Annotated in this window: 11 protein-coding genes; 4 read left to right on the top strand and 7 right to left on the bottom strand. The window is 70.2% G+C overall.

Going from position 1 to position 12,919, the window contains the following annotated elements; genetic code table 11:
• Positions 1–12: 12 nt before the first annotated feature.
• The gene (locus ABOD76_RS08300; RefSeq protein ID WP_350244357.1) at positions 13–762 is read right to left on the bottom strand and encodes an IclR family transcriptional regulator; all 750 of its coding nucleotides are present in this window, start codon (positions 760–762) and stop codon (positions 13–15) included.
• A gap of 74 nt (positions 763–836) precedes the next feature.
• The gene (locus tag ABOD76_RS08305) at positions 837–3,167 is read right to left on the bottom strand and encodes a putative bifunctional diguanylate cyclase/phosphodiesterase (protein WP_350244358.1); all 2,331 of its coding nucleotides are present in this window, start codon (positions 3,165–3,167) and stop codon (positions 837–839) included.
• Between the two features lie 249 nt (positions 3,168–3,416).
• Between ABOD76_RS08305 and ABOD76_RS08310 the strand changes: the two genes are divergently transcribed.
• Positions 3,417–4,409, top strand: a complete 993-nt coding sequence (locus ABOD76_RS08310; RefSeq protein WP_350244359.1) for an SDR family oxidoreductase — start codon at positions 3,417–3,419, stop codon at positions 4,407–4,409.
• A 339-nt stretch (positions 4,410–4,748) separates the two neighbouring features.
• Positions 4,749–6,089 (top strand): MATE family efflux transporter, encoded by a 1,341-nt coding sequence (locus tag ABOD76_RS08315; protein ID WP_350244360.1) that lies wholly within the window; start codon positions 4,749–4,751, stop codon positions 6,087–6,089.
• Positions 6,090–6,152: 63 nt separating this feature from the next.
• Here the strand turns inward: ABOD76_RS08315 and ABOD76_RS08320 are convergent, their stop codons facing one another.
• Together ABOD76_RS08320 and pta are read right to left on the bottom strand one after the other, a co-directional pair.
• Positions 6,153–6,806, bottom strand: a complete 654-nt coding sequence (locus ABOD76_RS08320) for a DUF1345 domain-containing protein (protein WP_350244361.1) — start codon at positions 6,804–6,806, stop codon at positions 6,153–6,155.
• Positions 6,803–8,935, bottom strand: a complete 2,133-nt coding sequence (gene pta / locus ABOD76_RS08325; RefSeq protein WP_350244362.1) for a phosphate acetyltransferase — start codon at positions 8,933–8,935, stop codon at positions 6,803–6,805. Before pta ends, ABOD76_RS08320 begins: the two co-directional genes overlap by 4 nt.
• 106 nt (positions 8,936–9,041) lie before the next feature.
• On the opposite strand from pta, the gene ABOD76_RS08330 reads away from it, so the two are divergent.
• Positions 9,042–9,890 carry a MerR family transcriptional regulator gene (locus ABOD76_RS08330; protein ID WP_350244363.1) on the top strand — a complete coding sequence of 283 codons (849 nt, stop codon included), beginning with the start codon at positions 9,042–9,044 and terminating at the stop codon, positions 9,888–9,890.
• A gap of 64 nt (positions 9,891–9,954) precedes the next feature.
• Here ABOD76_RS08330 and ABOD76_RS08335 read toward each other — a convergent pair whose 3' ends face one another.
• The 3 genes from ABOD76_RS08335 to ABOD76_RS08345 all read right to left on the bottom strand — a co-directional run bounded on the left by ABOD76_RS08335 (position 9,955) and on the right by ABOD76_RS08345 (position 11,523).
• On the bottom strand, positions 9,955–10,311 hold the full coding sequence (locus tag ABOD76_RS08335; RefSeq protein ID WP_350244364.1) for a hypothetical protein: 357 nt from the start codon (positions 10,309–10,311) through the stop codon (positions 9,955–9,957).
• Positions 10,308–11,186, bottom strand: coding sequence for a hypothetical protein (locus ABOD76_RS08340; RefSeq protein WP_350244365.1), 879 nt, complete (start codon positions 11,184–11,186; stop codon positions 10,308–10,310). Before ABOD76_RS08340 ends, ABOD76_RS08335 begins: the two co-directional genes overlap by 4 nt.
• 73 nt (positions 11,187–11,259) lie before the next feature.
• The gene (locus ABOD76_RS08345) at positions 11,260–11,523 is read right to left on the bottom strand and encodes a GlsB/YeaQ/YmgE family stress response membrane protein (RefSeq protein ID WP_350244366.1); all 264 of its coding nucleotides are present in this window, start codon (positions 11,521–11,523) and stop codon (positions 11,260–11,262) included.
• A gap of 349 nt (positions 11,524–11,872) precedes the next feature.
• On the opposite strand from ABOD76_RS08345, the gene thrC reads away from it, so the two are divergent.
• Entirely contained in the window at positions 11,873–12,910 is a 1,038-nt protein-coding gene (gene thrC / locus ABOD76_RS08350; RefSeq protein ID WP_350244367.1) for a threonine synthase, read from the top strand.
• Positions 12,911–12,919 lie beyond the last annotated feature (9 nt).

Genomic DNA, 12,919 nt, shown 5'->3' on the forward strand with positions numbered 1-12,919 from the left:
GAAACGGGGGGCTCAGGCGCCGGCCAGGGCTGGGGTGGCCAGCGTCCGAGACGCGTGGTCACACACCTCCAGCAGCAGGGCACGCCAGCGGCTCTTGTGCTGGTAGAAGTGGTCGGTGGGGGCCGACACGCTGATGGCCGCCAATACCTCGCCGGCCGGGCCGCGCAGCGGCGCGGCGATGCAGCACACGCCGGGGAACGCCTCCTCCATGTCGTAGGCGTAGCCGCGCTCGCGGATGCGCTGCAGTTCGGTCTGCAACTCATCCGGCGTCACGATGGAGTTCACGGTCAGCCCGGCCAGGCCCTGCCGCTCGATCAGCCGCTCCACGTCCGGCCATGGCCAGGCGCACAGCAGCACCTTGCCCATCGCGCTGCACTGCGGCGGCACCCGGGCGGGCCGGCTGGCCGGCCAGGGCTCTCCGGCCGCCTGCACCCCTTCCAGGTGCAGCAGGGTGCCGCCCTGCACCACGCTTAGGTGGGCGGCCTCGCCACTCAGGCGGGCCAGCTCGTGCATCGCCCAGCGGGCCGCCGGCAGCCAGGGGTGGCCGGCGTTCAGGGCGCCCAGCAGGTTGAGCGCCCCCAGCCGGAACTGTCCCCGGGGCAGGCGGTCCAGCACACCCAGATGCACCAGGGTCTGCAGCAGCTCGTGGGCGCAGGACTTCGGCACCTGCAGCCGGCCCGCCACGGCGGTCGCGCCCCAGACCGGCTCCAGCGGCGTGAACAGATGCAGCACCTGAAAGGCCCGTTCGACAGTGCTCAACATGATGGTGCCGTCACTGTACCCCCGTACCGCCGGCGTCACCGTGACCCGTGCGGATTATCCGGACACCGGGCTGGTCAGCGCGGCTGGGCGCTGGCTGCCAGCAGATCCTCCAGCGCGCTGACCGGCAGCGGGCGGGCGAACAGGTAGCCCTGCCCCAGGTCACAGCCAAGCCGGGCCAGCAGGTCGCGCTGATCCTCCTGCTCGATGCCCTCGGCCACCGTCTGCACGCCCAGGTGGCGGGCCAGCTGCAGGATCATCTCGGCGAAGGCCGGCCCCTCGCTGTCCAGCGAGCGCACAAACGAGCGGTCGATCTTGAGGATGTCCACCCGCAGCCGCCGCAGGTAGCTGAGGCTGCTGTAGCCGGTGCCGAAGTCGTCCAGCGCCACGCGCAGGCCCAGCGCCTGCAGCCGCTCCAGCTTGGCGGTGGTGGCCTGCAGGTCCTGAATCAGGGTGCCCTCGGTGAGTTCCAGCGTCAGCGCCTGCCCCGGCAGCTGTTCCTCGTCCAGCAGCGCCGCCACCTCCGCAATGAACTCGGGATGCTCGAACTGCAGCGGCGAGATGTTCACCGCGACGCTGAGGTTCGGGTAGCCGGCCGCGCGCCACACTCCCACCTGGACCGCCGCCTGGCGCAGCACCCAGCTGCCCAGCTCACGGATCAGGCCGCAGGCCTCGGCCAGCGGGATGAAGTCGGCGGGCGACACCGGACCCAGCGCCGGCGAGTGCCAGCGCAGCAGCGCCTCGAGCGAGCGGACCGCGCCGGTCTGCAGGTCCACCAGCGGCTGGTAGTACAGCTGGAATTCGCCGCGCTCCAGCGCCCCCAGCAGATGCGCCTCGATCTTCAGCTGCGGCTGCACGTCGGTGCGGAGCGTCTCGCTGTAGTAGTGATGGGTGTTGCGGCCCCGGTGCTTGGCCTGATACATCGCCAGGTCGGCGTGGTGCATCAGCGTCTCGGCCTGGGTGCCGTCGTCCGGGCAGACGGCGATGCCCACGCTGGCGGTCAGGGCGAATCCCTGATCGTCCAGCGTGATCGGGCGGCTCAGCGCGTGCAGGATGCGCTGGGCCACCAGTCCCGCCTCCTGAGCGTCGCGCAGGCGGTTCAGGATCACCACGAACTCGTCGCCCCCCATGCGCGCCGCGCTGTCGTGCGGGCGGATGCAGCGGCCCAGCCGGCCCGCGGCTTCCACCAGCATCCGGTCACCGACCCGGTGCCCGAACGCGTCGTTGATGCGCTTGAAGCGGTCCAGGTCAATGAACAGCACCGCCATGCAGCTGCCGGTCGCCTGCGCCGCCGCAATCGCCTGCGCCAGATGCGCGGGCACCTCGCCGCGGCTCAGCACGCCGGTCAGCGCGTCGTGGCTGGCCTGCTGCTGCAGCTGCCGGCGCAGCTGCCGCTCGCGCTGAAAGGACAGCAGCTGGCGCAGCAGGCCCAGCACCGCCAGTAGCACCGCGCCCACCATCGCGCCCTTGGCCTGCGCGTCCGGGCGCTGCGCGGCCACCAGCGCCAGCCACAGCGACACCAGAAAGCCCAGCGACGGAAACAGGCCCAGCGTGGTCTCTGCCATGGACGCCCAGGCCACGCCCGGCGGCGCCCCTGCAGACCGGGCCTGGGCGCTCCGCCGGCTGAGCGTGGCCCACAGGCCCAGCGCCAGCGCCGCGAAGCTCCAGAGCACGTTCATGGGGCTGCTGGCGTCATAGATCTGCTGGACCGCCTGTGTCTGATACACCGCGTCGGCGCCGAGCAGCAGCAGCAGACCGGCACCCAGCGCCGGGAAGCGGGTGGCCAGGGTTCCATGAGGCCGCCACAGCACCGTCAGCACCGCCAGCAGCAGCAGCGCCAGGTCGCCCAGCGGATAGCTCAGGGCAATGGTCAGCTGCCAGGCAGTCCCGCGCTGGTGCGCCAGACTGGGACCCAGCAGCAGCGTCCAGTACAGACTGACCAGCACCAGGCCGAGCATGGCGGCGTCCAGCAGCAGCCGTGGGTCCAGGGGGCGGCCATTGCGCAGGCCCCCCAGCCGCCACAGGCCCAGCGCAAAGCACGGAATCAGGCCCAGGTAGCCCAGATCCGCCAGCGACGGATATGGCTTGAACGTGGTGAGGGTGTCCAGGCCGGCGTACGTCAGCTGCCCGGCCGCCCAGCTGAAGACGCCGAGCGCGAAGAGCCGCCAGCCCTGGGCGACGCGGCCCTCGAAGCTGCGGGCAGTCCGCCACAGCAGCACGCCGCTCAGCACAAAGGGCGGCACCAGCAGCAGGTCGCTGAACAGCGGCGCGGCCCCCAACGTTGGCCACAGCACGGTCCAGAGCAGGTGAATCAGGCAGGTGAGCAGCAGCAGCAGCAGCGTCGGGTCCAGGGTCCGCCAGACCCGGTGGGTCCAGGGCGGCAGGAGACTCAGCGAACGCTCAGGCATGCCGCTCAGCCTACGGCGGGCGGTCTGACAGCCACCTCACCGATGTGTGCTGATAAAGCGCCTAAGCTGCGCCAGGCTGAGGCACAGGGGGCGCCCTGCTGGCTGGGCCTGTGGGCAGCCGCGCCGGAACCGCGTGGGCGAATGGCCGGCACGGCGGACCATTCGCACTGGATGAAGGCCTGACTTCAGGGCCCGCCGTGTCATGATCCGGAGCGTCCCATTCGTCCCCACGGCGCAAGGAGCGTGTCCATGAAAGTTCTGTTCATTGGCGGTACCGGCATCATCAGCAGCGCGTGCAGTCAGCTCGCCACCGAGCGCGGCATCGAGCTGTACCTGCTCAACCGGGGCCAGACCAGTTCGCGGCCGGTGCCGGCGGGCGCCCAGGTGCTGCAGGGCGACCTGCACGACCCGGCCTCGCTGCAGCGCGCGCTGGGCGACCACACCTTCGACGCGGTGGTGAACTGGATCGCCTTCACGCCGGACCAGATTGAGGCGGATCTGCAGACCTTCGCGGGGCGCACCCGCCAGTACGTGTTCATTAGCTCGGCCTCGGCGTACCAGAAGCCCATCTCGCTGCTGCCGATCACCGAGTCCACGCCGCTGGCCAATCCGTTCTGGGAATACTCGCGCAACAAGATCGCCTGCGAGGAGCGGCTGATGCGCGCCTACCGCGAGCAGGGCTTCCCGATGACGGTGGTGCGCCCGTCTCACACCTATGACCAGACGCTGCTGCCGATGGACGGCGGTTACACGGTAGTGAACAGGATGCGCCAGGGCAAGCGGGTGATCGTGCACGGCGACGGCAGCTCGCTGTGGGTGCTGACGCATCACCGCGACTTCGCAGTGGGCTTTGTGGGGCTGCTGGGCAATCCGCACGCGCTGGGCGAGACCTTCCACATCACCAGTGACGAGCTGCTCAGCTGGAACCAGATCTTCGAGACGGTGGCGCGGGCGGCCGGCACCGAGGCGCAGCTGGTGCACCTGCCGTCGGACCTGATCGCTGCCGCCGATCCCGACTGGGGCGCGGGGCTGCTGGGCGACAAGGCGCACAGCGTCATCTTCGACAACACCAAGATCCGCCGGGCGGTGCCGGACTTCCGCCCCAGCATTCCCTTTGCGCGCGGCGCCGACGAGATCATGGCGTGGTATGACGCTGACCCGGCCCGGCAGGTGGTGAACGAGGCGCTCGACCGCCGCATGGACGAGCTGGTGGCCGCCTATGACCGGGCCGCGGGCCGCTGAAGGAGGGCGCCCGGGGCGGACCAGGAGCGCCGTTCAGCCAGCGGGCTGTGCGAACGCGGGCCCGCCACCAAGCAAGCGGTCCCGCGTTGACGTAGGACGCAGCGGTGCCCGGTGCGCTGCACACAGACCGGCAGGAAACGGGCTGTTCACGACCGCCACCCTGCTGCCATCCCGCGAAATCCAGAAGCACTGCACCATGACACCGGCCGGCCCCCTGTGTCTGCCACCCTCAACCCGCCCCTTCGCGCAGGACGCATCGGTGCAGCCGCGCCTTCAGGCGGCAAAACTAGGCGATCTGGCCTGTTGCTCCTGACACCGCCAGCGCACTAGGCTGGCCGGATGCCTGCTTCCACTCCACCCGACACCGCCAATGCCCCGCTCGGCACCACCCGCGAGCTGGTGACGCTGGCATGGCCGCTGGTGCTGAGCAATCTCGCCTATACCGCCGTGGGCTTCACCGACACGCTCTACATGGGCCGCCTGGGGGTGGTGGAGGTGGGCGCGGTGGGCCTCGCCTCGCTGGTGCTGTTCACGGTGTCGCTGCTGTTCCGTGGCGCCCTCAACACGGCCTCTACCTTCGTGGCGCGCGCGCTGGGTGGCAATGACCGGCCGGGGGTGCAGCGCTGGGCCGGCGTGTTCCTGACGCTCTCGCTGCTGGGCCTGCCGCTGGCAGTGGTGGGACCGTGGCTGGTCAGCAGCGTGCTGACGCTGCTGCACGCCGCGCCCAGCATCCTGCAGGTGGCGCAGGCGTACGCGCACGTCCGCATTCTGGAGATTCCCTTCGTGCTGATCGGCACCGCCAGCCTGGCCATCATGCTGGGCCTGGGCAACACCCGCACGCCGATGGTGCTGTCGTGGATGCTGGTGATCGTGAACGCCGTGCTGGCCGCCGTCTTCGTGTTCGTCTTCCGCTGGGGGGTGGTCGGGGCCGCCTGGGCCAGCCTGGTCGCGGTGGCGCTGCAGGGGCTGCTGGCCTTCTGGCTGCTGCTGCGGCTGTACCGCGGCGAATATGGGCGGATGTGGTTCGTGCGCCCCACCCGCGAGGAACTGCAGGCGGTGGGCCGCATCTCGCTGCCGGCCGGCGCCACCGATCTGGCCGACGTGGGCGCCTTCACCGCCTTCCTGGGCGTGATTGCCCGGCTGGGGCCGACCGAACTCGCCGCCTCGCAGATCGCCAACCAGTTTGCCAGCTTCGGGTTTCTGCCGGCCTTCGCGCTGAGCGCCAGCACCAGCAGCCTGCTCTCGCGGGCGCTGGGCGCGGGGCAGCCAGCGCTGGCCCGGCGCATCGGCTGGCGCGGCGCGGCATTGGCCGCCGGGCTGATGCTGCTGCTGACAGCGGCGTTCCTGCTGTTTCCCCAACCCCTGATCCGGCTGTTCAACCAGGACCCGGAGGTGCTGAAGCTCGGCACCACCGTGCTGGCGGTGATGTCCGGTTACCTGCTGCTGGACGGCATCGGCATCGTGCTGGGCGGTGCGCTGGGCGGGGCTGGCGACACGCGCTTCCGGCTGCTGGTCACCCTGGGGGGCGCGTGGCTGCTGATGGTGCCGGCCGCCACCTGGCTGGCGCCTCGCTACGGCGTGGGTGGCGCGTGGTGTGCCGCGCTGCTGTACATCGCGGTGCTGGCGAGCGTGTACGCCTGGCGTTTCTGGTCGGGCCGCTGGTACCGGGCCCGGCTGTAGGCAAGAGAGAGGGAGGGCGGCTGGCCCTCCCTTCGCATTGACCGGCCCGTCTGCCCTGTTCCGTCACTTCATCAGGCCCGCCACGGTGTTGATGGTGAGCGCCACCAGCACCGTGCCGTAGGCGTACGAGATCAGAGCGTGCCAAGTCAGCACCCGGCGAATGTTGCGTTTGGAGATGTTGGTGTCCGACACCTGGAAGGTCATGCCGATGGTGAAGGCCAGATACACGAAGTCCAGGTAATCGGGCGCTCCGGTGCCGTCGAACTGCACCCCGCCTTCCGGCTGCTCGTCGTAGTAGCTGTGCGCGTAACGGAAGGTGTAATTGGTGTGGATCAGCAGCCACGACAGCACCACCGTGGCGATGCTCAGCACCGACAGCAGGGTAGCCAGTCCGCCGTGCCCTGCCTTCTGCAGGTCCGAAACCTGCGCCATCACGTACACCACGGCCACCAGACTGCCCAGGCTCCCGGTCAGGGTCAGCAGGCCCGACATGGCCCGCCCGTCATCCTCGCGGGTGGCCAGGCGCTTGGTCATGTCGCTGTCGGCCGTCAGGATCACCCGCCAGGCCAGCGCCAGGAAGGTCAGCGCCAGCGCGCACCAGCCGCTCAGCAGCCGCAGTTCCCACCGTCCCTGGACCAGCGCGGCCACCACCACGCCCACTACCCCCGAGACGCTCAGCCGGAACAGGGCCGACGGTTCGCGCAGGCTCAGGTTCACGCGGGCACGGGCGCGGAAGCGGCTGCGCTGGCCCCCTGCTGCTGCGCCTGGATGGCCGTCAGGGCGATGGTGAACACGATGTCGTCCACCAGGGCGCCGCGCGACAGGTCATTGACCGGCTTGCGCAGGCCCTGCAGCATCGGGCCCACCGCCACCACCCCGGCGCCGCGCTGCACCGCCTTGTACGTGGTGTTGCCGGTGTTCAGGTCCGGAAAGATGAACACGGTGGCGCGCCCGGCCACCGGGCTGCCGGGCGCCTTCTGCTGGCCCACGCTCAGCACGCTGGCCGCGTCGTACTGCAGCGGCCCGTCAATCGGCAGGTCCGGGCGCAGGGCGCGGGCGAGTTCGGTGGCGCGCTTGACCTTGTCCACGTCCTCGCCGCTGCCGCTGGCCCCGGTGCTGTAGCTGAGCATCGCCACCCGCGGTTCGATGCCGAAGGCCGCCGCGCTGCCGGCCGACTGTAGGGCGATGTCCGCCAGTTCCTCGGCATTGGGGTCCGGGTTGATGGCGCAGTCGCCGTACACCAGCACCTGCTCCGGCATCAGCATGAAAAACACGCTGCTGACCAGCTTCACGCCTGGCGCCGTCTTGATCAGCTGCAGCGCGGGCCGCACCGTGTTGGCGGTGGTGTGCACTGCCCCCGACACCAGCCCGTCCACCTCACCCAGCGCCAGCATCATGGTGCCCAGCACCACCGCGTCCTCCAGCTGCGCCTCCGCCTGCGGGGCGGTCAGGCCCTTGCTCTTGCGCAGCTCCACCATCGGCGCGACATAGCGGCTCCTCACCTCGTCCGGGTCCAGGATGTCCAGGTCCGGCGGCAGCGTCAGGCCCTGCGCCTCGGCCACCTGCCGCACCGTCTCCGGCGCGCCCAGCAGCACGCAGCGCGCGATCTGCTTCTCGTGGCAGACCACGGCGGCTTTCACCGTGCGCGGCTCGTCGCCTTCCGGCAGCACGATGCGCTTGCCCGCTGCCCGGGCCTGCTGAATCAGGTGATAGCGGAAGGCCGGGGGCGACATGCGCGGGCCACCCCGCTCCAGCGCCGGCCCGGCCAGCGGCGCGGTGAGCGGCTGCACGTCCAGCCGGTCAGCCACGAAGTCCAGGGTGCGCTCCAGACGCTCGCGGTCGTCCAGCGGAATCTTGCGGCTCATGGTGCGCAGCCGCCCGGCGGTCTCGTAGCTGTTGGTCTGCACCTGCAGCACCGGCAGGGCGCTCTGGAGGGCCGCCCGGCACAGCCGCCCGATCGGCTCCTCCGGCAGGGTACCGCTGGTGAACAGCAGTCCGGCCAGCGGGGTGCCGCTCAGGTGCGCCAGGCTGGCGGCCATGATGATGTCCTCGCGGTCGCCGGGGGCCACCACCAGCGCTCCGGGCCGAAACAGGTCCACGACATGCCGCGCGCTGCGGGCCGAGACCACCGTGCTGGTCACCCGCCGCAGCCGCGACTCGCCCTCGTTGAGCGTGGTGGCCCCCAGCGCCAGCGCCACGTCACAGACGCGCGGCGCGTTCAGGTCGGTGCGCTCACTGATCAGGCCCAGCAGCGGCAGCCGCCCGCTGCGCAGCACCTGCGACTGCCGGCGCAGGTCCGCCAACACCTCGCCCAGGTCGGTGCCCTGCTGGGCATAGTTCAGCACGTAGCCGGCCAGCCCCGCCCCGTCGGAGCGGTCGTAGTCGCGGGCGGCGATCTCCAGACCGTCGGCCAGCGCGCCCGGTTCGCCGTCGCGCAGGGCCGCCACCAGCACCGCCTCCGCCCCCAGGTCGCGGCTGATGGCGGCGTTGAGCCCGGCGGCATACGGGTGGGCCCCGGTGAGGGCCAGCCCCTCCACCACCAGCAGGTCCTGGCCCTCCCCCGCCGCCTGGGCCAGCGACACCACCTGCTCCATCAGGTCGGCAATCGCCTCGCGGCCCAGCAGCGCTTCGGCCTGCGAGCGCGGAATCGGGTCGGGGACCGTGCCGCTCACCAGGGTGCGCGCAAAAGTGGTGCTGCGTTCCTGCGGATGGTGGCTCTGCGCCACCGGCTTCAGAAATCCCACCCGCAGGCCGCTGCGCTGCAGCGCCCGCACCAGCCCCAGCGCCACGGTGGTTAGCCCCACATCCTGGGCCACCGGGGCCACAAACAGCGTCCGAAACGTCATGCGCTCACTGTATGCCGGGCTGGCAGCCCCGTCCTGCTGGCTTCGTTGTGAAATGGGGGGCCGGGGCGCTTGACCCGGCCCTTTGGGCAGGGTCTACGCTGCAGCCATGAATGAGACGCCGGTTGAAACGGCTTTCCTCACCATCAGCGCGTTTGCCCAGCAGTCGCGCCTGACGCTCAAGGCGCTGCGCCTCTATGACGACCTGGGCCTCCTGCAGCCGCTCAGCAAGGACCCGGCCAGCGGCTACCGCCATTACGCCCCGTCCCAGCTGCCACGTGCCCGGCTGATCGGTCTGCTGCGGCAGCTGGACATGCCGCTCACGCGGATTGCGGAGGTGCTGGACCTCGAGGGGCGGGCGGCGGTGGACGCGATCCGGGCCTACGGGGCCGAGGTGGAGCGCGAGGCGGCCATCAAACGCGAGCTCGTTCAGTACCTGGCAGGGTATCTGCTGGGAAAAGGAGACACCATGTACACCGTCAACGTCCGTGAGGTGCCCGAGCAGCAGGTGGTCAGCATCCAGCGTCATGCCTACGCCGGGGCGCTGCCGGACCTGATCATGACCGCGCAACATGAGCTGACCGACATGCTGGCTCGGGCGGGCCTGCAGCAGGGGGGCCCGGCCCTGGTGATCTTCCACGGGCAGGTGAACGAGGACAGCGACGGCCCGGTGGAGGTCTGCCTGCCGTACCGGGGGCAGGCCCCCCAGCCGAGCGGCGACCAGCGTGTGCGGGTGGAAGCGGCGCACCGCGAGGCGTTCACGACCATCACCCTGGAGCAGTGCCGGTTCCCCGGCATCCTGGAAGCCTACGACGCTGTTCACCGCTTTATTCAGGAGCACCAGCTTGGCGCGGGCGGATCGCCCCGGGAGGTGTACTTTACGTCCCCCGAGGGCCTGGAGCCCACGGACCCGTTCTGCGACATCGCCTGGCCAGTGAAGGAGGGAAACACGGCCTGAGCCCCTGTTACAAGAACGCTCGCCACCCTGGAGGTGGCGAGCGTTCTTGATTGCCGTCCTGGGTCTAGCGCCGGCCCCCGCGCGGCGGCGCCTTGCGGACCCCGGCGTAGCGGTTCTTCTCGCGGCGACGCTGCACCCGGCTGGTGCTGGCGGGCGACGGCGGCGGCGCGCCGAAGCGGGTGCCGGCGCCGGGCGTGTCCAGGGTCAGGAAGCGGAAGAAGGGCACGTACATCAGCAGCACCACCAGGGCGCTCCCCCACCACGTCTGCAGGTAGGGCCGCAGCGGCGTCAGGTTCAACAGGAACTGCACCAGGGTCAGCAGCAGCAGAAACAGCAGGAAGCGCAGCGCGATCTTGCCGATCTTGCCGCGGCTGAAGCCGGGGTCCGGGTGCGGGGTGGTCAGCCAGCGCCAGGCGTTCATCGGTCCTCCTCCGCGACCGGGCGGGCCGAGGCGCCCACCGCCAGCCGGTCACGAAACCGTTCCAGCTCGCTGTAGTCCGTGGTTTCTGGCGACAGCAGCAGGGTGGCGTGCGGCTTGTGGGTGCCGGCGGCCAGCCGCTGCAGCGCCTGCTGGTGCGCCACGTCGCGCTCGGGGGCCACATACAGCAGGCCCTTCACGGCCGCCTTGCCTTCCAACAGGCTCTGGGCGCCCTGCAACAGCTGCTGGCCCAGCGGGGCCGGGCCGTACCGCTGCGCGCGCTCCAGCACCGCCTCCGGCGGCAGGTCGCTGCTGTAGACGGCGTGCAGGCCCAGGGCGTCCAGCTGTTCACGCAGCTGACCGGCCAGGAACGGCTCGGCCAGCAGCGCGCGCGGCCCGATCACCAGCACCGTCTGCCGGCCCGGCGCGGTGAGCGGCGGCATGGCGGAGCGTGGCGGCTGGGCCAGCGGGCGCACCCGCTCCAGCGCCCGCTGCACCCGCGCCGCGTTGTGCACCAGACGCTGGCCCAGCCGCGCGGCCTCGCCGCTCAGCTCCGGGCCGCCGTCCGGCAGCGTCTGGAGCGGCGGCAGCCCGCTCAGGCGGCGGGGCAGCAGCTCGGCAAACGCCTCGCCCCAGGCGTCCTGGGCCACCGGCGCCAGGGCCGGCAGCAGAATCAGGTCCGCGCGCTCCAGTTCCAGCACCCGGCCCAGCGCCAGCTGCACCTGCGGCGGCTCGTCCTGCAGACTCTGGCGGCCCACCTCATAGACCTCGCTGGCGCTGAGGGCCGGCAGCATCAGCTCCACCCCCAGCTCGTTCAGATAGGCTTCCCAGAAGCCGAACTGCCGGGCACCAAATGTAGAAATCAGACCAACCTTCACCCGGTCAGTCTACGTCACGGCCACAAAAAACCGCCGGGACGAATCCCGGCGGTGCTGTGAAGCCGTCTGTCGATTAACGCAGAACGCGCAGGGCCTTGAGGATGGCGATCAGAATGACCGATCCCACAATGCCCCAGACAATGCCCATGATGCTGAAGGTCCCCGCTGTGGAGCCGCCCCAGCCGAGCAGGTTGCCGAAGATCCACTGGGCCAGCAGCGCGCCCACGATACCGATCAGGATGTTGGCGACCGCGCCCTGCTGCGCGTCCGTCTTCATGATGATGCTGGCGAGCCAACCACACAGTGCGCCGACGATGATCGTAATAATCCAACCCATGATGTCTACCTCCGTGATGTGGATTGCCCGTATGAGGCTTCCCTTGATGGCCAACGGCTTTCGCTCGTTGTGGGAGAAGCATGAGCCTGGACAAATGCCCCAATAGCAGCGCGGCTTACCAAATCAAGACCATTTCAAGGCCATGTAAGGTTCCGCACAAAACGGTGTAAAGGGGCCGTCAGACTCGCGGCCTGCAGGTGAAAAACCGGCGTCCTGGCTGACCGGGCACTGAGCTGCTTCGGTGTGCCGGACTTGTCTTGACGCCGCCTCACGCCGGAGCGCGCCGGCCCTGTAGCATGGCGGCAGCGCGTCCCGGCAGCCGCCGGGAGTGGCCCACTGGAGGAACAGCATGCCCGGAATCATCGAAGCGTACCGTCCGTATCTGCCCGTCACCGAGCGGACGCCCGCCCTGACGCTGCACGAGGGCAACACGCCGCTGATTCACGCCGCGAAGCTGAGCCGCGAACTGGACATCGAGCTGTACCTGAAATACGAGGGGCTTAATCCCACCGGCAGCTTCAAGGACCGCGGCATGGTGATGGCGGTGGCCAAGGCCATCGAGGACGGTGCCGACACCATCATCTGCGCCAGCACCGGCAACACCAGCGCCGCCGCCGCCGCCTACGCTGCCCGCAGCGGCCTGAAGTGCGTGGTGCTGATTCCGGACGGCAACATCGCGCTCGGCAAACTGGCGCAGGCCATCGCCTACGGCGCCCACATCGTGGCGATTCAGGGCAACTTCGACCGGGCGCTCACGCTGGTGCGCGAGATCAGCGACAAGCATCCGCTGGCGCTGGTGAACAGCGTCAACCCGTACCGACTGCAGGGCCAGAAGACCGGCGCCTTCGAGATCGTGGACGTGCTGGGCCGCGCCCCGGACGCACTGGCGATTCCAGTGGGCAACGCCGGCAACATCAGCGCGTACTGGATGGGCTTCAAGGAGTACCACGAGGCGGGCCAGAGCGAGCACCGGCCCCGGATGCTGGGCTTCCAGGCGGAGGGCGCGGCCCCCTTCGTGCGCAACGCCATCATCGACGAGCCCGAGACGCTGGCCAGCGCCATCCGCATCGGCAATCCGGCCAGTGCGCCGCTGGCCCGCGCTGCCGTGCAGGAGTCGGGCGGCCTCTTTGACATGGCCAGCGACGACGAGATCATGCACGCCTACAACCTGATCGCCCGCGAGGGCGTGTTCTGCGAGCCGGCCAGCGCCACGCCGGTGGCGGGGCTGCTGAAACTCAAACGCGAGGGGCGCCTCACGCCGGGGCAGACGGTGGTGGCGATTCTGACCGGCAATGGCCTGAAGGACCCGAACGCGGCCATGCGCGCGGTGGAGGCACCCAAAGGCATCGAGGCCAGCCTGGACCGGGTGCTGGAGGCCATCCTTTGATCGGGAGGC

This window comes from Deinococcus sonorensis KR-87 (assembly GCF_040256395.1).
GTDB classification, from domain to species: domain Bacteria; phylum Deinococcota; class Deinococci; order Deinococcales; family Deinococcaceae; genus Deinococcus; species Deinococcus sonorensis.

Coding starts and splice junctions, on each gene's coding strand:
- ABOD76_RS08310 (WP_350244359.1), top strand. CDS start 3,417: ATGAAAGTTCTGTTCATTGGCGGTACCGGCATCATCAGCAGCGCGTGC.
- ABOD76_RS08315 (WP_350244360.1), top strand. CDS start 4,749: ATGCCTGCTTCCACTCCACCCGACACCGCCAATGCCCCGCTCGGCACC.
- ABOD76_RS08305 (WP_350244358.1), bottom strand. CDS start 3,167: ATGCCTGAGCGTTCGCTGAGTCTCCTGCCGCCCTGGACCCACCGGGTC.
- ABOD76_RS08335 (WP_350244364.1), bottom strand. CDS start 10,311: ATGAACGCCTGGCGCTGGCTGACCACCCCGCACCCGGACCCCGGCTTC.
- ABOD76_RS08345 (WP_350244366.1), bottom strand. CDS start 11,523: ATGGGTTGGATTATTACGATCATCGTCGGCGCACTGTGTGGTTGGCTC.
- pta (WP_350244362.1), bottom strand. CDS start 8,935: ATGACGTTTCGGACGCTGTTTGTGGCCCCGGTGGCCCAGGATGTGGGG.
- ABOD76_RS08300 (WP_350244357.1), bottom strand. CDS start 762: ATGTTGAGCACTGTCGAACGGGCCTTTCAGGTGCTGCATCTGTTCACG.
- ABOD76_RS08330 (WP_350244363.1), top strand. CDS start 9,042: ATGAATGAGACGCCGGTTGAAACGGCTTTCCTCACCATCAGCGCGTTT.
- thrC (WP_350244367.1), top strand. CDS start 11,873: ATGCCCGGAATCATCGAAGCGTACCGTCCGTATCTGCCCGTCACCGAG.